20 protein-coding genes are annotated in these 18,954 nt (G+C 61.8%); 12 read left to right on the plus strand and 8 right to left on the minus strand.

Annotation, left to right across the window (positions count from 1 at the left end; genetic code table 11):
- The first annotated feature begins 47 nt into the window (after positions 1–47).
- Positions 48–1,019, plus strand: coding sequence for a Bug family tripartite tricarboxylate transporter substrate binding protein (locus tag Cth01_RS12915; protein ID WP_045839366.1), 972 nt, complete (start codon positions 48–50; stop codon positions 1,017–1,019).
- 77 nt (positions 1,020–1,096) lie between these two features.
- Complete coding sequence (locus Cth01_RS12920) at positions 1,097–1,582, plus strand: FKBP-type peptidyl-prolyl cis-trans isomerase (RefSeq protein WP_034350897.1); 486 nt, start codon at positions 1,097–1,099, stop codon at positions 1,580–1,582.
- Between the two features lie 146 nt (positions 1,583–1,728).
- Here Cth01_RS12920 and Cth01_RS12925 read toward each other — a convergent pair whose 3' ends face one another.
- On the minus strand, positions 1,729–2,646 hold the full coding sequence (locus Cth01_RS12925; protein ID WP_003067010.1) for a phosphoribosylaminoimidazolesuccinocarboxamide synthase: 918 nt from the start codon (positions 2,644–2,646) through the stop codon (positions 1,729–1,731).
- Between the two features lie 441 nt (positions 2,647–3,087).
- Here Cth01_RS12925 and hpf point away from each other — a divergent pair, with 441 nt between their 5' ends.
- The 3 genes from hpf (at position 3,088) to hprK (ending at position 5,073) form a co-directional block, all read left to right on the plus strand.
- Positions 3,088–3,447 carry a ribosome hibernation-promoting factor, HPF/YfiA family gene (hpf, locus tag Cth01_RS12930; protein WP_003067012.1) on the plus strand — a complete coding sequence of 120 codons (360 nt, stop codon included), beginning with the start codon at positions 3,088–3,090 and terminating at the stop codon, positions 3,445–3,447.
- A 156-nt stretch (positions 3,448–3,603) separates the two neighbouring features.
- Positions 3,604–4,077: a PTS sugar transporter subunit IIA gene (locus tag Cth01_RS12935; RefSeq protein ID WP_034347954.1), complete on the plus strand. Its 474-nt coding sequence runs from the start codon at positions 3,604–3,606 to the stop codon at positions 4,075–4,077.
- A 36-nt stretch (positions 4,078–4,113) separates the two neighbouring features.
- A complete protein-coding gene (gene hprK / locus Cth01_RS12940; protein WP_034350896.1) occupies positions 4,114–5,073 on the plus strand; it encodes an HPr(Ser) kinase/phosphatase in 960 nt (319 codons plus the stop codon).
- On the opposite strand, the gene Cth01_RS12945 is transcribed toward hprK, so the two are convergent.
- The 3 genes from Cth01_RS12945 to fur form a co-directional block, all read right to left on the minus strand.
- The gene (locus Cth01_RS12945; protein WP_045839367.1) at positions 5,070–6,290 is read right to left on the minus strand and encodes a DUF1501 domain-containing protein; all 1,221 of its coding nucleotides are present in this window, start codon (positions 6,288–6,290) and stop codon (positions 5,070–5,072) included. The two genes, hprK and Cth01_RS12945, sit on opposite strands and share 4 nt — an antisense overlap.
- An 11-nt stretch (positions 6,291–6,301) precedes the next feature.
- Positions 6,302–7,897, minus strand: coding sequence for a DUF1800 domain-containing protein (locus Cth01_RS12950; protein WP_034350890.1), 1,596 nt, complete (start codon positions 7,895–7,897; stop codon positions 6,302–6,304).
- 162 nt (positions 7,898–8,059) lie between these two features.
- Positions 8,060–8,485, minus strand: a complete 426-nt coding sequence (gene fur / locus Cth01_RS12955; RefSeq protein WP_003060349.1) for a ferric iron uptake transcriptional regulator — start codon at positions 8,483–8,485, stop codon at positions 8,060–8,062.
- 146 nt (positions 8,486–8,631) lie between these two features.
- Here fur and Cth01_RS12960 point away from each other — a divergent pair, with 146 nt between their 5' ends.
- The 5 genes from Cth01_RS12960 (at position 8,632) to Cth01_RS12980 (ending at position 11,949) form a co-directional block, all read left to right on the plus strand.
- A complete protein-coding gene (locus Cth01_RS12960; RefSeq protein WP_034350888.1) occupies positions 8,632–9,177 on the plus strand; it encodes an outer membrane protein assembly factor BamE in 546 nt (181 codons plus the stop codon).
- A gap of 106 nt (positions 9,178–9,283) precedes the next feature.
- The gene (gene dapB / locus Cth01_RS12965; protein ID WP_045839368.1) at positions 9,284–10,117 is read left to right on the plus strand and encodes a 4-hydroxy-tetrahydrodipicolinate reductase; all 834 of its coding nucleotides are present in this window, start codon (positions 9,284–9,286) and stop codon (positions 10,115–10,117) included.
- Between the two features lie 60 nt (positions 10,118–10,177).
- Entirely contained in the window at positions 10,178–10,837 is a 660-nt protein-coding gene (locus Cth01_RS12970; RefSeq protein WP_045839369.1) for a MotA/TolQ/ExbB proton channel family protein, read from the plus strand.
- Positions 10,838–10,848: 11 nt separating this feature from the next.
- Entirely contained in the window at positions 10,849–11,292 is a 444-nt protein-coding gene (locus Cth01_RS12975; protein WP_034350882.1) for an ExbD/TolR family protein, read from the plus strand.
- Between the two features lie 279 nt (positions 11,293–11,571).
- Complete coding sequence (locus Cth01_RS12980) at positions 11,572–11,949, plus strand: HPF/RaiA family ribosome-associated protein (protein WP_045839370.1); 378 nt, start codon at positions 11,572–11,574, stop codon at positions 11,947–11,949.
- 124 nt (positions 11,950–12,073) lie between these two features.
- On the opposite strand, the gene Cth01_RS12985 is transcribed toward Cth01_RS12980, so the two are convergent.
- Entirely contained in the window at positions 12,074–13,474 is a 1,401-nt protein-coding gene (locus tag Cth01_RS12985) for an aspartate ammonia-lyase (protein ID WP_034350879.1), read from the minus strand.
- Between the two features lie 286 nt (positions 13,475–13,760).
- On the minus strand, positions 13,761–14,693 hold the full coding sequence (locus Cth01_RS12990; RefSeq protein ID WP_045839371.1) for a pirin family protein: 933 nt from the start codon (positions 14,691–14,693) through the stop codon (positions 13,761–13,763).
- Between the two features lie 233 nt (positions 14,694–14,926).
- Here Cth01_RS12990 and Cth01_RS12995 point away from each other — a divergent pair, with 233 nt between their 5' ends.
- The gene (locus tag Cth01_RS12995) at positions 14,927–15,208 is read left to right on the plus strand and encodes a hypothetical protein (protein ID WP_045839372.1); all 282 of its coding nucleotides are present in this window, start codon (positions 14,927–14,929) and stop codon (positions 15,206–15,208) included.
- Between the two features lie 136 nt (positions 15,209–15,344).
- Here Cth01_RS12995 and Cth01_RS13000 read toward each other — a convergent pair whose 3' ends face one another.
- The gene (locus Cth01_RS13000; protein WP_045839435.1) at positions 15,345–15,761 is read right to left on the minus strand and encodes an OsmC family protein; all 417 of its coding nucleotides are present in this window, start codon (positions 15,759–15,761) and stop codon (positions 15,345–15,347) included.
- Between the two features lie 661 nt (positions 15,762–16,422).
- On the opposite strand from Cth01_RS13000, the gene Cth01_RS13005 reads away from it, so the two are divergent.
- Entirely contained in the window at positions 16,423–17,385 is a 963-nt protein-coding gene (locus tag Cth01_RS13005) for a hypothetical protein (RefSeq protein WP_233425162.1), read from the plus strand.
- Between the two features lie 17 nt (positions 17,386–17,402).
- Here the strand turns inward: Cth01_RS13005 and Cth01_RS13010 are convergent, their stop codons facing one another.
- A complete protein-coding gene (locus Cth01_RS13010) occupies positions 17,403–18,905 on the minus strand; it encodes a rhomboid family protein (RefSeq protein WP_045839374.1) in 1,503 nt (500 codons plus the stop codon).
- Between the last annotated feature and the right edge of the window lie 49 nt (positions 18,906–18,954).

Below are 18,954 nucleotides of genomic sequence, written 5' to 3' on the forward strand. Positions count from 1 at the left end.
CGGGCATCCGCCGCATATTCCATAAAACTCCACCAGGAGACACCGCAATGACCTTGCATCTGTTTCGCGCCGCCGCGCTGGCCATGGCGGCCTGCGCGGGCGTGGCCCTCGCGCAGGCCACGGCCTATCCCGCCAAGCCCGTTCGCATCATCGTGCCCTATCCGGCAGGAGGCACCACGGACATCATCGCACGGCTGGCGGCGGCCCAGCTGTCCGAGCGGCTGCGCCAGCCCTTCGTCGTCGAAAACCGGGCCGGCGCCAGCGGTGCCATAGGCTCGGTGGCCGTGGCCCAGGCCGCCGCCGACGGCTATACCCTGGTCATGGGAACGGCCAGCTCGCACGGCATCAACTCGGCGCTGCAGAAGAACCTGCCCTATGACGCCGTCAAGGACTTCGCGCCCGTTACCGTGGTGGCCAGCACGCCCAACATCATCGTGGTCCATCCCAGCGTCCCCGCGCGCACCCTGGGCGAGTTGCTGGCGCTGGCCAAGGCCAGGCCCGGGCAGATCAACTTCGGCTCGACCAGCCCCGGCGGCTCTCCGCACATGAGCGCCGAGCTGCTCAAGATGATGGCGGGCGTGGACATGACCCATGTGCCTTACAAGGGCGCATCGCCCATGCTCACCGATCTCATGGGCGGGCAGATACAGGCAGGCTTCGACAACCTGCCGTCCACCATCGCCTTCGTGCGCAGCGGCAAGCTGCGGGCGTTGGCTGTGACCACGACGCAGCGCTGGCCCGGGGCGGCAGACATTCCCTCCGTCGCCGAAAGCGTGCCCGGCTACGAGGTCTCGGGCTGGTTCGGCCTGCTGGCTCCGGCGGGAACGCCCAAGGCGGTGCTCGACACGCTGCAGACCGCAGTCGCCCAGGCCGTGCGGGACCCTGAGGTGACCCGGCAGCTGCGCAGCCTGGGCGCCGAGCCCGTGGCCAGCAGGCCCGAGGCCTTCGCGCAGCAGATCCGCGCCGACGTGGACAAATGGCGCGGCGTGGTTAAGGCCACGGGCGTGACACTGGAATAGCCCGAGTCACCGACAATGGCAGCTTTGCGCGGTGGCGGACTCGGGGTCAGACACCGCACCACTCGAAATCCATTGTCATGAACATCACCAAAGACACTGCCGTCACCATCAACTACAAGATTCACGAGCTGCTCGCGGGCGGCGTGGCCGTCAAACTGCTGGACAAGGGCGATGTGGCCTATCTGCACGGCGGCTATGACAACATTTTCGCCAAGGTCGAAGCCGCTCTGGACGGCAAGCAAAAAGGCGATACCGTGACCGTGGATCTGGCCGTGGCCGACGCCTTCGGCGAGCGCGACGAAAGCCTCAAGCGCACCATTCCCAAGGGTGAATTCCCTGCTGGCGTGAAGGTGGGCGGCCAGCTGCGCGGCACCAATGACCAGGGCCTGCCCCAGATCTACAACGTGGTGAAGATCAAGGGCCCCGTGGTGCTGCTGGATGGCAACCACCCTCTGGCCGGTTTTGCGCTGCGCTTCAGCGCGGTGGTCAACGAGGTGCGTGCGGCCTCCGAAGAAGAAATTGCCCACAAGCACGTGCACGGCGGCCACGGTCATCACCACTAAAAACATAGCTTCAAGCGTATGCAAATAAAGGATTTCAGCATTATTTTCAGCTGAAATCCTTTGTCTGAAGGCGCAAGCTGCTATCAAAACAAAAAGGCCCCCGGATTTCTGTTCCGGGGGCCTTTTGTCTGCTTGGGACCGCTCGTTCAGGCGGTCAGGCGATCCAGCGCTTCGCGGTACTTGGCCGCCGTCCTGTCGATCACTTCCTTGGGCAGGCGGGGCGCAGGAGCCTTCTTGTCCCAGGCCTTGCCGTTGACCTGGGCCTGCTCCAGCCAGTCACGCACGAACTGCTTGTCGTAGCTGGGAGGGTTCTCGCCCTTGGCCAGCGCGTCCTCGTAGCCTTCCACGGGCCAGTAGCGCGAGCTGTCGGGGGTCAGCACCTCGTCCATCAGCACCAGGGTGCCGTCTTCGGTCAGGCCGAACTCGAACTTGGTGTCGGCAATGATCATGCCCTTGGTCAGCGCGATCTCGGCCGCTTCCTTGTAGATGCGGATGGCGGTGTCACGGATCTGGGCCGCGAGCTGCTCGCCCACCATTTCCACGGTGCGCTCGTAGGTGATGTTCTCGTCGTGGTCACCCATTTCGGCCTTGGCCGCGGGGGTGTAGATGGGCTCGGGCAGCTTGGCCGCGTTGGTCAGGCCGGCAGGCAGCTTCACGCCGCAGACCGATTGCGATTCCTGATATTCCTTCCAGCCGCTGCCGGCCAGATAGCCGCGCACCACGGCTTCGATCAGCACGGGCTTGAGGCGCTTGACCAGCATGGAGCGGCCTTCGACCTGCTTGACTTCCTCGGGCTTGACCACGGACTCGGGCGCTTCGCCGGTCAGGTGGTTGGGGCAGATATGGCCCAGCTTGTCGAACCAGAACAGCGCCATCTGCGTCAGCAGCACGCCCTTGCCGGGAATGGGCTCGCCCATGATCACGTCAAAGGCGGACAGGCGGTCGGAGGCCACCATCAGGATGCGGTCGTCGCCCACGGCGTAGTTGTCGCGGACCTTGCCACGTGCGAGCAGGGGCAGCGAGGCAATGTTGGAGGTATGCAGGGCGGAGGGCTGGGTGGTCATGGTCGAGATAGGGCTGTCAGGCAATTCAGGCGTGCAGTCGGTCAGCAGGCGCCTGAAAGCCCAAGGGGCTGCCAGCGTCGCAGGCCCGAGAGGCGGCTGCGTAAAAACGCGATTTTAATGGCGCAGGCAGGGATTTGGACGGTCACGGTCTTTGCCAGTGCGCGCCTGCTGCGATCGAGGCCCTGGGGCATGCTGGCGTATCCCTTGCATGCGGGCCAAAGCCACTCATTGTGGCGTCAAAACCGCCTGTCATCAAACCGACAAACAAGGCCCCTGGCGAGCCTGCGCTATCACGGTCATTTCGTTGCCTTTGGCGTGGGGCGGGCGCATAGTGGGTTCACAGCAAAGACGAATGCGCATTCCGAACTGCCAGGCTGCGGCACAGCCATCAGGCGCTGTGAAACCGCAGTGATTTCACCGAGAGCTAAGGAGTGTTTTGTTATGAATTTGACGATTAGCGGGCATCACCTGGAGGTCACTCCCTCGCTGCGCAGCTATGTCATGGCCAAGCTGGAACGCATTCTCAGGCACTTCGATCAGGTTGTGGACGTGAAGGTACTGCTCACAGTCCACAAGCAAAAGGAAAAAGACAAACGACAGCGCGCCGGTTGCACGGTGCGCGTGAAAGGGCAAGACTTGTTCGTAGAGACGCAGCATTTCGACCTCTATGCCGCCGTGGACGCCCTGGCCGACAAACTCGACCGTGTGGTGATGCGCTACAAGACTCGTCAGCAAGGCCCGCGTGCCACAGCCAAGCGACTGGACTCCGGGGGCTTGCAGCTGGCGCAGGTGTCAGCTTGATGAAAGCGAGGCGCAAACCTAGCTTTTGCGCCGGTTTGTTGCAGGGCTGTAGCCTTGTTACAACGCTAAAAGCGCCGCCCTACGGGGCGGTTTTTGATGGTGATCAGGGTTTCCCCACGGTTTTCAGCGCTGCGGTGCATAATTGTTGATCACACCATGAATCGCCTAGCCTCTATCCTTCCCGCCGCTCAAGTGCTTGTGAGCGTTGATGTCACCAGCAAGAAACGCGCTTTCGAGGAAGCGGGTTTGCTCTTTGAGAGCTTGCATGGTCTGTCTCGTGCCCTGATCACCGATAGCCTGTTCGCACGCGAACGCCTGGGCTCTACCGGTCTGGGGCATGGAGTTGCCATTCCCCATGGCCGCATCAAGGGCCTGACGGCTCCCATGGCGGCAGTGTTCCAGCTGGCCAACCCCATCGGCTTCGATGCGCCCGATGAGCAGCCGGTCGGCCTGCTGATCTTTTTGCTGGTGCCCGAGGCGGCGACGCAAAAGCACCTGGAAATCCTCTCCGAGATCGCCGAGCTGCTCAGCGACAGCCAGTTGCGCGAGCGTCTGAAGTCGTCCACCGATGCGCAGCAGCTGCACGGCATGATCGACAGCTGGCAGTCCTCAATCACCTCCCAGGCCTGAGTCCTGGCCCTTCTTTTTGACTGACAGGGCCTTGCCATGAGACCCAGCGCCATCAGTGCCGACGTACTGTTCGAGGCATTTCGCAACTCCAGCCTGCGCTGGCAGTGGGTAGCGGGGCTGGGTGCCTCCGAGCGCCGCTTTGACGAGATGGCCGTGCGCTCGGCCCGCTCGGGTGCCGATCTGGTCGGCTACCTCAACTACATTCACCCCTACCGCCTGCAGGTGCTGGGTGAGCGTGAGATCGCCTATCTGACCAATGCCACCTCGCAGGACTGCCTGCGCCGCATTGCCCGCATCGTCACGCTGGAGCCGCCGGTGCTGGTGCTGGCCGATGGCCAGGACGCTCCCGACGAGCTGATCTCCATGTGCGAGCGCGCGCATATCCCGCTGTTCTCCACCAAGGAGCAGTCGGCCTTTGTCATCGACGTGCTGCGTGCCTATCTGTCCAAGCATTTCGCCGATCGCATCACCATGCACGGCGTGTTCATGGATATTTTGGGCATGGGGGTGCTGATCACGGGTGAATCGGGCCTGGGCAAGAGCGAGCTGGGGCTGGAGCTGGTCACGCGCGGCAACGGTCTGGTTGCCGACGATGCGGTGGACCTGTACCGCATCAACCAGACCACGGTCGAAGGCAAATGCCCCGAGCTGCTGCAGAACCTGCTTGAAGTGCGCGGCATCGGCCTGCTCGATATTCGCTCCATCTTTGGCGAGACGGCAGTGCGCCGCAAGATGCGGCTCAAGCTCATCGTGCACCTGGTGCGCAAGGAAACCATGGAGCGCGAATACGAGCGCCTGCCCGCCGAGCCGCTGACCCAGGATGTGCTGGGCGTGCCCGTGCGCAAGGTGGTGATCCAGGTGGTGGCGGGCCGAAACATCGCCGTGCTGGTGGAAGCCGCAGTGCGCAATGCCATTTTGCAGCTGCGCGGCATCGACACCTACCAGGAATTCGTGATGCGCCACCGCCGCGCCATGGAAAGCGGCGAGTCGTTCTAGACCAGCTGCAGCCTGCCTGGCTGGGACGTCGGAAAGATCTGCTGCAGCTGCGCTGCGTTCAAGCCGTACATGCGCGCAAACAGGCCGCCGAGCAGGGAGCGGTATTCGTTGAGCACGGGGTAGTCGCGGTTCTGGAACAGCGCTTTTTCGGTGACTTCGATCTGCTCGCCCAGCACCTTGCCGCCGGCCTGGGCCGAGAGGCCGCCGCCGAGAAACCAGTAAGCCGTGCCATGGCCGTGGTCCGTGCCCTTGTTGCCGTTTTCGCGGAAGGTGCGGCCGAACTCGCTGATCACCGCCACCACGGTATGGCGCCAGGTTTCGGCTCCCATGGCCTCGGCGAAAGTCGCCAGGCCCTGGCTCAGGTCGCCGAGCCGGTTGGCCAGATTGCCGCTGGCGGCGCCCTGGTTGACATGGGTGTCCCAGCCTCCGATATCGACAAAGCCCAGGTCGAACTGCTCGCGCATCAGATGCGCCATGCGCTGGGCTACCAGGCTGAAGCCCTTGGCACTGATGGCATTGCGCCCGGCCTGGTCCATTTCCTCCTGCATGCTGCGCTGCACGGCACGCTGTACCGCAAAGCCTTCGCGAACCGGCGTCTCCAGTGCCGAGCCCTGATACATGGAGGCAATGATCTGGCTGCGCTGCTCATCCACGGCCGTCTTGCGCACGGAGGCCAGCGCCATGTTCGCCACCTGGGCGCTGCCGCGCAGGCATAGAGGCAGCTGGGCGGTGAAGGCCATGGGGCTGAGGCTGAGCCGGCTCTGGCTGTCGGCCTGCAGCACCCGGGTCAGCCGGTTCAGAAAGCCGCTCTGATAGCTTTTCCCGCCTTCCTGGGGCTGGCCCAGCTCGATCGAGTCCTGGGTTTCGAAATGGCTGCGCGAGAGGTCGTGGCTGCCTGCAAACGGCACAAAACAGGCCTGGCCCTGCTCGTACAGCGGCAGCAGACTGCTTTGCAGCGCGGGATGCAGTCCCCATTGAGAGCTCAGGGCCAGAGCCCCGTCGGCCGATCCCGAGCGGGCAATGGCGATGTTGGGCCTGGCCTGATAGTAGAAGTCGCTATGGGTTGGCACCAGCAGGCTGTTGCTGTCGTAGGCGCCGCGCAGGAAGACCAGCAGAAAACGGGGCGAGCCGCTTTGCAAGGGGGCGGCCAGGCCTTGGCCCAGCTGGCAGAACAGCGGCAGGGCAGCGCCGAGGCTGAGAAATTGACGTCTTTGCATGGCTGCCCTCCTTAGCGGTACATCATTTCGGGGGCAGAGAGGAAAAAGCTGTTCCAGTCCGCCGGGTTCCTGGTCTGGGCCAGTGCGGCGCGTGTGGCGGCACCCAATGCCGGCACGCGAGCCTGGACGCTGCTGCGCTTGTCCAGGTCGGGATAGGGAGGCTTCTCCAGCGGCTGCTGCGCGCTGCTGCGGAACAGCAGCGCGCCGCGACTGCCAATCTGCCTTGCGACCTCGAAGCGGGCATTCATCTGGCCGGAGCTGGACCAGTCCGACTGCGTCACGGGGTAGCCGTCGGGAGTTTCGTGGCCGTACAGCGGCTGGCCCAACTGATTGAGCCAGTTCTGTACCGGTGACACGTCGCTGGCCACGCGCTGGTCATAGGCCAGGCGTGTGGCGCCCAGCACATAGTGGACCGGGTCCTTGAAGCCCTGGCCGAACTGCTGAGCCTGCGGGTCGCTCAGCAGGGCCGCCAGCGTGGCGGCAATATCGCCATGGCTGCGCTCGAAGGCCTGGGCCGTGCGCTCGACCACGGCCTGGGGCGGCTTGTCGCCGAGAAAATAGACGCAGAGCTTGCGTGCTATGAAGCGCGCAGTGACGGGCGAGGCCACGATGCGGTCTACCGCCTCATTGACCTGGGCCAGTCCGCTTTTTTCCAGCGGCCTGCCGAGCAAGACCTGGGGCGTGTAGTCGTGGCGATTGGGGTTGAATTCGAAGAAGCCATGGCGCAGATAGTCGCCCTGGCGTTCGGGGCGCAGCCTGGGTGGTGGGGCATCGGCTTCCCGGGTGGAGAAGCCCACACCGGTCAGCACATGGGCCATGGCCTGCACATCGGCCTGGGTGTAGCCGCTGCCCACGCCCATGGTGTGTAGCTCCAGCAGTTCGCGCGCGTAGTTTTCATTGATGCGCCCGGCGGCATTGCTGGCATTGTCCAGATACAGCAGCATGGCCGGGTGGCGCATGCTGGCAGTCAGCAGCTCGCGGAATTTTCCCAGCGCATGGGGGCGAATGGCCTGCTCCTCGTAGTCGCCCACCCACATGCGCACATCGCCCTTGCGGGTGCTGACGTTGAAGTGATTCATCCAGAACCAGGTCATTTGCTCCTGCAACTGGTGAGGCGAATAAAGCGCGCGCCAGATATGGCGTTTCTGGGCTTCGCCGCCCAGCTGATTGAGCTGGCGTTGCAGCTCGCTGCGCAGTTTGGCGGCTTCCTCGGGATCCTGGCTGTTGCGAATGGCCAGGCGCTGGTCGGCAATTTCGCGCTGGATCTGCGTCATGGGCTTCTGGCTGATGCCCAGGGCATCGATGTGCTGCTGCACCTCGGTCGGCATGGGCGCGGAGGAGGGACTGAGCTGGGCGGCCAGCCAGCGCTTGAGGCCTTGCTGCTGCAGCCGGGCCGCATCATGGTCGGTGGCGCCCCAGGTGACCCGGTCCAGCCATTGCTGGCTTTGCTGCGCGCTGGGCTTGTCGGGCAGGGCGCTGCTGTGCAGCGTCTGCAGCACCTCGGGGCTGGGGCGGCCCGATGAGGGGGCCAGCGGTGCGCAGGCGGTCAAGGCGAGGGCTGCCAGACAGAGCAGGCCCTGGACAGGTGAAAACGGTAGCAGCCGCATGAACCGGGTCTCCTCAAGCGCGGGAATGACTGCAGCATACGCAGTCCGGCTCGATATTGGCTTGAGGCTTGATGGAGCTATGTAAAGAAGTCCTCACCAAATGTAAAAAGGGCAAGACATCTGCATGTCCTGCCCCTGGGTTCACCGTCGCGTTTTGCGTTCTTACTTGGCCGCGCGTGTGGCGCATTCGGCGCACTGGCCGTAGAGCGCCATGGAGTGATCCTGGATCACCCAGCCTTTTTCCTTGGCGATCAGGTTCTGGCGCTTTTCGATTTCGGCGTCATAGAACTCTTCGACCTTGCCGCAGCTGGTGCAGACGAAGTGGTCGTGGTGCTGGCCCTCGTTGAGCTCGTAGACGGCCTTGCCGCTTTCGAAGTTGCTGCGGATCAGGATGCCGGCCTGCTCGAACTGGGTCAGCACGCGGTAAACCGTGGCCAGGCCAATATCCGAGCGCTCGTCCAGGAGCACCCGGAACACGTCTTCGGCCGTCATGTGGCGCTGGGCGCCCTTCTGGAAGATTTCCAGGATTTTCAGACGCGGCAAAGTGGCTTTGAGGCCCGTGCTTTTGAGTTCATCAATATTTTTCATGTCGGCTCTCTTGGTGGACTACGGGCACATGGAAGGCTGGACTCACTTGTTTAAGGAGAAGCTTTACACGCAGATAAAGGGAATCTCCAAGTGTCTCCGGGGCCTGCCGCTACAATGAACCCGATCATATCCCTATGCCATTACCCATGCATGTTCAAGCCCGTAGCCGCGCAGGTCTGGCCCTGACGTTGGCAATCGCAGCGGCACTGGCCGGCTGCAACAGTATCGATGGCGCCGCGCACCGTGTCGCCAATGCCGTCACTCCTTACAAGATTGATGTCGTGCAGGGCAACTTCGTGTCCAAGGAACAGGTCGAGGCCTTGCAGCCCGGCATGAGCCGTCAGCAGATTCGCGACATTCTGGGCACACCCCTCGTGACCAGCGTGTTCCACGGCGATCGCTGGGAATACGTGTTCACCATCAATCGCCCCGGCGTGGAGTCGCAGATCCGCAAGCTCACCGTCTTCTTCAATGGCGACGCCTTTGCGCGCGCCGAGGGTGACGAGATGCCTTCCGAGTCCGAGTTCGTGGCCAGCCTCAAAGGCATGAAGGGCACGCCCAAGGTTCCGCAGCTGGAAGCCAGCGAAGCCCAGCTGGCCAAATACCCTGCACGCAATAACGCCGAAGCCGAGCAGGCTGCGGCCAATCTGCCGCCCGCCGCCACCAGCTATCCATCGCTGGAATCGCGTTAAGCATCAGAACAGGCTGTTCCCCGCTTGCAGAAAGCGGTGGATGCTCTCTTTTTGTGACGGCGTGGATGTGATCCTGCCGTCTTTCATTTGATCGAGTGATAGCGCCATGACCGCATCCACCACCCATTCCTCCACCCCTCAGCGCGTTGCTGTGGCGGGTGCCTCCGGCCGCATGGGCCATATGCTGATCGAAGCGATTCTGAACAGCAGCGACTGCGTGCTGGCTGCGGCACTGGACCGCGCCGACAGCCCTGCCATCGGCACCGATCCTTCTGCATTTCTGGGTAAGCCCAGCGGGCTGAAGATCGAAAGCGATGTGCGCGCAGCCCTGTCGAAGGCCGACTGCCTGATCGACTTCACGCGCCCCGAAGGCACGATGGAGCACCTGGCCGTGGCGGCCGATTTAGGCGTGGGCGTGGTCATCGGCACCACAGGCTTCTCGGATGAGCAAAAGACGCAGATCGCCGAGTTTGCCCAAAAAACTTCCATCGTTTTCGCCCCCAATATGAGCGTGGGCGTGAACGTGACCTTCAAGCTGCTGGAGATGGCGGCCAAGGCCCTGCAGCAAGGCGACTACGACATCGAGATCGTCGAAGCCCACCACAAGCACAAGGTCGACGCACCCTCGGGCACGGCCCTGAAGATGGGCGAAGTGATTGCCGAAGCCCAGGGTACCAAGCTGGCCGACCGCGCCGTGTATGAGCGCTTCGGCCACACCGGCGAGCGCAAGGCCGACACCATTGGCTTTGCCACCGTGCGCGGCGGCGATATCGTGGGCGATCACACCGTGCTGTTTGCCGGTACCGGCGAGCGCATCGAGATCGCGCACAAATCCAGCAGCCGTGCCGGCTATGCCAACGGCAGCCTGCGCGCCGTGGCCTATCTGGCCGACAAAAAGACTGGCCAGTACGATATGTACGATGTGCTGAATCTGCGCTGACCGCGCAATTTGCAAAGGGGCCGTGACGGCCCCTTGCTATTTCTGGGAGCGAGGTGAGCGATGTCTGCAGGAATGTGGCAATGGCTGGCAGAGGGCGATGCGGTCACATGGGCGACGGCGGCCTTGATGCTGCTGATGTCCGTGCTCAGCTGGGTGGTCATCCTCTACAAGCTCTGGTTTATGGCTGTTGCGCGCCGCAGCGTGCCGCAGGCCGTGGCCGCGTTCTGGCAGATGCCCGATCTGGTCCAGGCTAGGGCGCAGGTCAAGGCGCTGGATAGGCAGGGGCTGGTGCAGGCCATGGCCGATGCCGTGGCGCAGGGCGGAATGGCTGCGCAAGGCTCTCTGGCACAAAGCGCGGCGCAGGGGCAGCGGCTGTTGCGCAGCCTGCGAGAGGCTCTGGGCCAGGCATCGACCCAATTGCAATGGGGTCAGACCTTGCTTGCGACCATTGGTGCAACGGCACCGTTTGTGGGCCTGTTGGGCACGGTCTGGGGCATTCACCATGCACTGGGAACGCTGGCGGGCAGCGGTCAGGTCGATGTCGCTCAGCTTGCCGGGCCTGTGGGTGAAGCTCTGGTCATGACGGCCGCCGGTCTGGCTGTCGCTTTGCCAGCCGTGCTGGCCTATAACCTGCTCGGGCGTTCGGCCAGCCAGCTGGAGGCTGTGCTGGAGGGGTTTGCCCATGATCTGCATGCCCAGTTCGGAGTGGATGCTTCATAAAGGATGGCGTCATGGCATTCGGTCGCATGAGCCGCCGTCAGGGGGCGGAAACTCCGATCAACACCATCAATGTCACGCCGCTGGTGGATGTGATGCTGGTGCTGGTGGTGATCTTCATTCTGGCTGCTCCCATGCTGGCTGCCACTTTGCGCGTGCAACTGCCCAAGGCGCAAACAGCAGTGCAGCAGACTGCCGTGAGCAAGAGCGATGCCTTGATGGTGGAGGTCAGCCCCGCCGGCGAAATCTGGATTCAGGGAGTCGTGGCGGACGATGCGGCAGTGCAGCAGCAACTGGAAGAGCTGGGGCGGCGCAATCCTCAGGCCGAGGTGCAGTTGCGTGCCGACACGAGCGTTCCCTATGGTCGCGTGGTGCAGGTCATGGGCTGGGCCCACGCAGCAGGCCTGACGCGCATCGGCTTTGTCGCGGAGCCTGAATCGAAGGCTGGCATTAACTGACGGCCCGAGGCGTAAAAACGCTTACTTTTTGCAAATTACCGGTCGGCACTTTTTGCTTTGGCTCAAGGGCAAAGCTCATAGAACCTACCCTTGTTGCTATCTCTTTCAAATCCGGGAGAAGCTGCCTCCACAATGGTCAAAGCCCCTGTCCTTTGCTGGCGTAACAAGCCCCGATGGGCAGAACAAGGTTCTGGCGTTACGATGTTTTCGCCTGCCTTTATGGCACCCCTACAGATTTCGCCGCAGCGGTTGCGGCATTTGGTGACTAGGAGGATTTGCATGCAAGTACAGGTTCATGCCGACGATTCCATCCAGGGTGGAGAGTCTCTGGCTCAATGGGCGCAGGAGGAGATCAATGCCAAGCTGGCCCGCCTGAAGGAGTATGTGGTGCGTGTGGAGGTCTTCCTCACGGGCGTTGATGCCCTCAAGACCACGGGCGGCCCAGGCAAACGCTGTGTGCTCGAAACCCGGGCCACAGGTCGCCCCCCCATCGCAGTGAATGCGGAAGCCGAAAAGGTCAAGGAGGCCTTCAGCGCGGCGATTGAAAAGCTCAAACGCGCGGTGGAGACCGATCTTGGCAAGCTCAAGGACAAAAATCTGCGTGAAAGCGTGCGCGGCGTGGATGACCCCAGTGACGAGAATGCCGCTGTGGTTTGAATATGAAGCGTTTTTGGCTTCCTGCCCTTTGAATACAGGCATAGCAAGCTATTAAAAGCATATCAACCAAAAAGGGCATGTTCATGGCGAACATGCCCTTTTGCATTGTCGATAAAGAGTGCGCTTATGCAGCGGTCAATGCGCCGGCCTGGGTCAGCTTGTCGGCGACCAGCAGCTTGTTCATCTCGGTCCGGCTCATGATGCCCAGTTCTTCCGCCACCACGGCAATCTGCTTGCCGTTGGCAATGGCGGTCTTGGCAATTTTGGCGGCCTTTTCGTAGCCGATCAGAGGGTTCAGCGCCGTCACCAGCGTCACCGACTCGGCAATGCGGGAATCCAGCAGCGCTTCATTGGCCACAATGCCCTCCACGCAGTTGACTTGCAGCGTCTTGCAGGCGCTGCTCAGGTGGCTCAGGCTTTTATGCAGAGCCCAGGCCATCAGCGGCTCGAAGGCGTTGAGCTGCAACTGGCCGGCTTCCACGGCCATGGTGATGGCGGCATCGTTGCCTATCACTTCAAAGCAGACCTGGTTCATTACCTCGGGAATCACGGGATTCACCTTGCCGGGCATGATGGATGAGCCGGCCTGGCGCGCCGGCAGCTTGATGTCTGCCACTCCTGCTTGAGGGCCCGAGGAGAGCAGGCGCAGGTCATTGCTGATCTTGGATAGCTTGACTGCAACACGCTTCAAGATGCCGGAAATGTCGGCAAAGGCGCCGGTATCTCCCGTGGCGGCGATCAGATCTCCGGCTTTGACGACGGGGACGCCAGAGATTTCTGCCAAGGCCTTGGTCACGGCGCCGGCGTAGCCTACGGGAGCGTTGATGCCGGTGCCGATGGCCGTGCCACCCATATTCACCTCGGTCATCAGATAGGCGGATTCGCGCAGACGCTTTTCATCGTCGGCGATCATGGCTGCAAAAGCGGAAAACTCCTGGCCCAAAGTCATGGGCACGGCATCTTGTAATTGTGTGCGGCCGATTTTCAGGATATGGGCGAATTCGCCGGCCTTTGCTTCGAAAGCAGAGCGCAACTCGGCCAGGGCGATCAACAGCTTCTGGATGCCAGCGTAGGTGGCAAGCTTGACGGCTGTGGGGTAGGAGTCGTTGGTGGACTGCGAAGCATTGACATGATCATTGGGGTGGATCACGTCGTAAGTGCCTTTGGGCAATCCCAGGTGCTCGAGTGCACGGTTGGCGATCACCTCATTGGCGTTCATATTCGTGGAGGTGCCGGCGCCGCCCTGGATCACATCGACTACAAACTGCTCGTGCAGCTGGCCGGAAATCAGATCATCGCAGGCTTGGGAGATGGCGGTGGCTTGTTTGAGATTGATGGCGCCAAACTGCAGATTGGCCTGGGCCGCTGCCTTTTTGACAAAGGCAAACGCGCGGATCAGCTCGGGCATGTGCGCGACCGAGTGACCGGTGATGGGGAAGTTTTCCACTGCGCGTGCGGAATGAACGCCCCAGTACGCGTCGGGAGGGATGGTTTTGATGCCAATGAAGTCATGTTCTTGACGCATTGATCGGCTTTCTTTGCAAAGTTGAGTTGGGCAGGACGTGGCAACGCCCCGGACGAAAAGCGGCGGTCGCATTCTCGTGGCCAGGGCGTTGGCTCGATTATGAAAGCTTGGCGTGCATGAGTCCAAACGTTTCATGCATAACGTCCGGATTGCCTTCTCTTGAATAGAGTGCGTTGCCTCTAAAAGCTTTCAAAATCCATCAAAACTTGCAAAGATGCTTTTATTTTTCTTTTTGAGAAATTCAATTCGCACCAATTTGGTGCGAATTGAATAAGCGCCGGCAGGATTATCTGGAGGCGCGCAGGCTGACGCCAGCCAGCGAGGGAGAGTGCAGCGACTTCAGAGGCGAGGCCACGGGCTTGCCAAAACGGCGTGGCTGGCCGTTGACGAGTTCCGCATCGGTGGCCGCCTCTGCCTCCCATTGCTGCCGGGCCTGTTGCATCTCTTCGGTGGTGCGGGCCACAAAGTTCCACCACAGCAAGATGGCTTCATCCATGGGTTCGCCCCCGATGATGATGAGGCGGCTGCCGGGCGTACATTCCAGCTGCACTTCCTGCGTGCCCACGGGCAGGTAGATCAGCTCCTGCGAGGGCAACACCTGGCCTTCAACCTTCACCTCGCCTGACAGGCTCATCACCGCATGCTCGAAGTCGGCGCGCAGCGGCATGGTGGCGCACGCTTGGCCAGCCGTGCCGCAGGCCAGAAGGTCCACGCCCATCAGCGGGGAGTGGACTTCTGCGGGGGCCGCCAGACCGAGGGCTTCACCGGCCAGCACGGTCACGGCAAAGTCGCCGACCTCGGTCCTGGGCAGGTCGGGGTAATGCTGGAAGCGGGGCGCGATATGGCGATGGCTGTCGGGCAGGGCAATCCACAACTGGGCTGCATGCACGCCCAGTGTCTGGGCTTCTTCGGAGTGGGCAATGCCGTGGCCGGCCGTCATCAGATTGACCTGGCCGGGGCGGATGATCTGCTCGCTGCCCAGGCTGTCGCGGTGCAGTACTTCTCCCTCGATCATCCAGGTGAAAGTCTGCAGGCCGATGTGAGGATGGGGCCCGACCTGCATGCCGGGTGGAGGGGGGACGGCCGGGCCGGCGTGGTCGAGGAAGCACCAGGCCCCCACTTTGCGCAGCGCGGCCTGAGGAATGGCTCGGTGGATGGGGATGCCGCCGACATCGGCTATACGGGTGGGCAGACGTTGTAAGTTCTTTGATTCACTCATGACAAATCCTGACGGCGAGGGGATTCGAGTGTCAGGGATATGCGGTATTCGCGCAATCAGACGGCAGAATGCAGCAACGCCTTGCACGCAGTTACATCACTGTGAGGATTCAGCCAATAGGCTGACACGGGCTCCGCCAGGAGTCGGCTAAGTTAAAGGCGTAGGCCGCTAGCAGTGGCTTTCACGTTGCGCAATTCGTGCGCAGCGACCTAACAACTGCAGGAGGAATAAACATGAACGAACACAGCACTCAAGGCAACCAGATCTCGGCAGTCGAGATCCAGCTGTATCCCGAGCACTTTGCCGCTCGCGTGACAGGCAAGGTGGAGCATCGTGTCGGAGATGGTCCGTCCGAGCAGATTCCCATGGGCATGGAGATGAAGGTCGATACCGCCATCGCAAGCTATGTGCTGTCCTGGGTTGACCCAGAGGACCAGCAACCCGAAACCGCATCTCTGGCCAAACGTGAGTTCGAACACTATGTGGAAGTGGGGGCGCTGGAAGTGACGGTGTAATCCAGTTACACACAACAGCGACCAAAGCCCTGCCGGTGACTGCAGGGCTTTTTTTATCGCCAGGCAGTTCCCAAGATGAAGGCGGCCCTCCCTAAGGAGGCGAGCACCACGCGGTGGGGGCGTGAGGTGCCTTCTTTCATGCCTGTGCGGCTTCGGTCAAGGCGGTGGGGATGGAAACCTTGCCTTCGAGCAGCTTGTGCACGGGGCAGGCATTGGCAATCTGCAGCAGGCGCTGGCGCTGCTCGTCATCGAGCTCGCCATGCAAGGTGATGCTGCGCGTGATCTGGTTGGCGTCCGCAGGCTTGCCTTCGGGGTTGAGCTGCAGATCCACATCGACATGGCTTAGCGGCCACTGCTTGCGACCCGCGTACATATGCAGGGTGATGGCCGTGCAGGCTCCCAGGGCCGAGAGCATGAGCTGCATGGGGTTGGGCGCGGTGTCGGCGCCGCCATCATTCACGGGTTCATCGGCATGCCAGATATGGCCTTGGGCATCGGTCAGAGTGATGCGGTACGGGGTGGGGCTGCTTTGTGCGTGTGCGCTGTGAATCATTCGCTGCTTCTCCATTAAACCTGGGCCACTTTAAGCGCTGCCTGCAATTCTTGCAGTCATATCCGTTATCGGTTCGATGAGGTTTGGCCAGCCAGCACGGCTGCAAAAGCGTTTGCGGGGTTTCTGGCAAGCGAAAAAAGCAATATGCCGGCTGTTTATCGGTATTTGGATTCAGGGCGAATTTCTACCGCAGAATTCCGCAATGACCCGATTTCAAAGAAAAATCGGGCAATACCAGAGCGGATTAGGTCACTGCAAGCGGGCTTGCAGATGATTCATCAAACCGAGAGTGGGAGAGCAGACATTGAATTCGATACGTGGTGTTCACCAAAAAGGTGATTCTTCCGAGTGGAAAATCCCTCCGTTCTGGCAAAAGCTCAATAGCTTTTTTCTGTTTCCTCTGCAGACCGAGCCTTTGCTCTATGCCTTGCTGTTGTCGGCATGCAGTTATGGCTTGATGTTCGGGTGGATTGGAGTCTTGTTTGTGGGTCTGGGCTTGATGCTGGCAGTCAGCCGTTATGCATTCAAGGTTTCGGCACTCGCATCTCGTGGAATTACTCATAGCTCCGATTTCCGGTCCAGTCAGGTCGATGAAGACTGGAAATGGTTGCCCTGGAAATTCTTCGGGGTACTCGTCGTTTTCGGGATATTTGTGGGCTTTATGGCGACCCGCAGCCTGACCTTGGGCGTGGTTGCCAATCTGTTGGTGGCCTTCCTGATTCCTGCTACCTGGATGGTGCTGATCAATACCAATAGCCTGAGCTCGGCCGTTAATCCCTTCGAGCTGCTGGCGACGATTTTCGGTATCGGCAAGTCCTATCTGCTGCTGTGCTTTTTTCTGTTTCTGCTGCAGCAGGGCTCGCCCATGGTTCTGGCGATGCTGCTCAAGGTTGCGGCGCCCGGATTGGTGCTGCCCCTGGTGAGCTTTGTGATGATTTATTTCAGCTGGGTGATGGCGGCCATGATCGGCTATGTCATGTACCAGCATCATGCGGCTCTGGATATCGATCCCGTACAGGCACCCGAGGGGCCTTCGACCGTGCAGATCGACCCTGCGGCCCTGGAAGCCAAGCGTCGCGATGCGCTGGTGGCCAGACTGGTGCAGGACAACAAGATGGACGAGGCTGTTAGCCAGGCGCGCGAATGGCAGCGGGAGGACTATGAGAGCCTGCCCGATTGCCGCCGTTACTTCCGGGTGCTCAAGCTGACCGAACGCGCGGATGCCCTGGCGGAGCTGGGCCAGCGTTTCATTCCCATGTTGCTCGCCCAGCAGCGCGCCAGCGAGGCCCTGGAAGCCTGGGTGAGCTGCGTCAAGCGCAAGCCGGACTTCAAGCCCGACTCGGCCCAGCTCAGTTACGAGTTGGCACAGCAGGCCTGGAAGGCCGGCAAGCCCAGGTATGTGTTGATCCTGGCCAAGGATTTTGAGAAGCGCTTTGCCGGCAGCAGTCTGATTCCATTCATGCTGGAGCTGGTGGTGCGCGCCTACAAGCAGGGCGTGGAGCAGCCCATGCAGGGGGTGGCCGTTTACATGCGCATGAAGCAGCTCTTTCCCGAGCACGAGAGCACCAAGGAGGCGCAGTGGGTGCTGCGTGATGAGCTGCAGGAGCTGGAAGCCAAGACCTGAGCGCGGCAAGGCGTTGGCTAGCGCTGTTGTGCCAGCCAGCGCGTGAGAGCTTCCTCAGGGGCCGATTGCTGCAGCACAGGCAGCCAGGCTTTGGCCTCCTGCACACGTCCGGCCTGGGCCATACCGTTGACCAGCAGCAGCAAGCTTGCCGGCCATTGGGGATGGTCCGCCAGCTTGTGCAGGGAGCGGCAGAGCTTTTCGGCCTCGGGCAGGGCGCCCAGGCGCACGAAGCTGCGCACCAGTCCATGCATGGTGTCGGCGCTCATGCGCATGCCGGGCTGTGCGCGCTGCTGATAGCTGCGATAGCTGGCCAGCTGAAGCTGGCGTTCGGCGTCCGTGGTGGCCGGCAGCTTGAAGATACGTCGCGCCGCAGCATGAAAGTCCTCGCTGGCGGGTTGATGGCGCGAGCTTTCAAACCAGGCCCGCAGAATGGCCGGGTCCGAGGGGGCCAGGCGTGCCGCTTCGCGCCAGGCCGGAGCGGCGCGGCCAAATTCCAGCGCATCGGTATGGCGCTGGGCCCGGGCCACGGCTTCGGCCAGCGGCCGGGCGGCGGCCAGGGCCTGCTCTTCTTCGTTGACTGGCGCCGCGACGGTCTGCAGACGCATATAGCTCCACATCAGCAGGGCACCCGTCAGCAGACCGCCAAAGTGCGCCATATAGGCCACCTGCTTGCCGCCCAGCAGATGCTGCAGCAGCTCCACGCCCATCCAGACCGGCAGCATGATCAGGGCCGGCCAGCGCGCGTAGTTGAAGTAGAACAGCAGCATGTAGAAGAAGCGGATGCGGCGCATGCGGTACATCACCGCATACATGGCCATGAGGGCCGAAATCGCGCCCGATGCCCCCAGGCCGTAACCGCCCATGCCGGCATAGAACATCAGCGCGAACAGCGAGGCGCCGATGCCGCCGATCACGTAAAAGGCCAGATAGGTGAAGGCTCCTAGAGCCAGCTCCAGGGTGAAGCCGAACAGGAACAGAAACACCATATTGCCCAGCAGATGGCCGGTGCTGCCATGCAGAAAGATGGAAGTGAAGGCCTGCAGGGGCTGCCAGCCGGCGCCATTCTCATAGCTCATGGACCATTGCTCGGTAAAGCTGCCGCGCGGCTCATGGGGCGCGAAGGCGGCACGTGCAGCCTGCCACTGCGCATGGCGTGGGTGGCTGACGGTGATGACTTGGCCGTCCAGCAGGCGCTGGCGGAATTTCTTCTCCTGCCACAGCAGCGCATAGAGCTGGGCATAGGCCTTGTGCTGATAGAGCTTTCGCACGGTCTGCAGCGTGTGCTGGTCGAAGCGCTTGCTGCCCTGGGCGGCTTGTTCCTCCAGATAGGTCAGGAACGGTGGCAGCTCCAGCATCGGCAAGGCGGTCTGGGCATATTGCTGGGCCGCTTTTTCCACGGCATGTTCCTCGGGTGCCTGCCAGCCCCAGAAGATCACGCAGTTGATGATGATGAGCAGCACCGTCATCCAGGGCGGCGAGTGCCAGGAAGGCTTGTTCTCAAGAGGAATCGCAATAAACATGGCGGCCTTGTCCGAGGAAGTGGCAGCGCTTCAGCTCTTGGGCGCCGGT

The sequence above is a fragment of the Comamonas thiooxydans genome, assembly GCF_000964545.1.
Classification (GTDB): domain Bacteria; phylum Pseudomonadota; class Gammaproteobacteria; order Burkholderiales; family Burkholderiaceae_C; genus Comamonas; species Comamonas thiooxydans.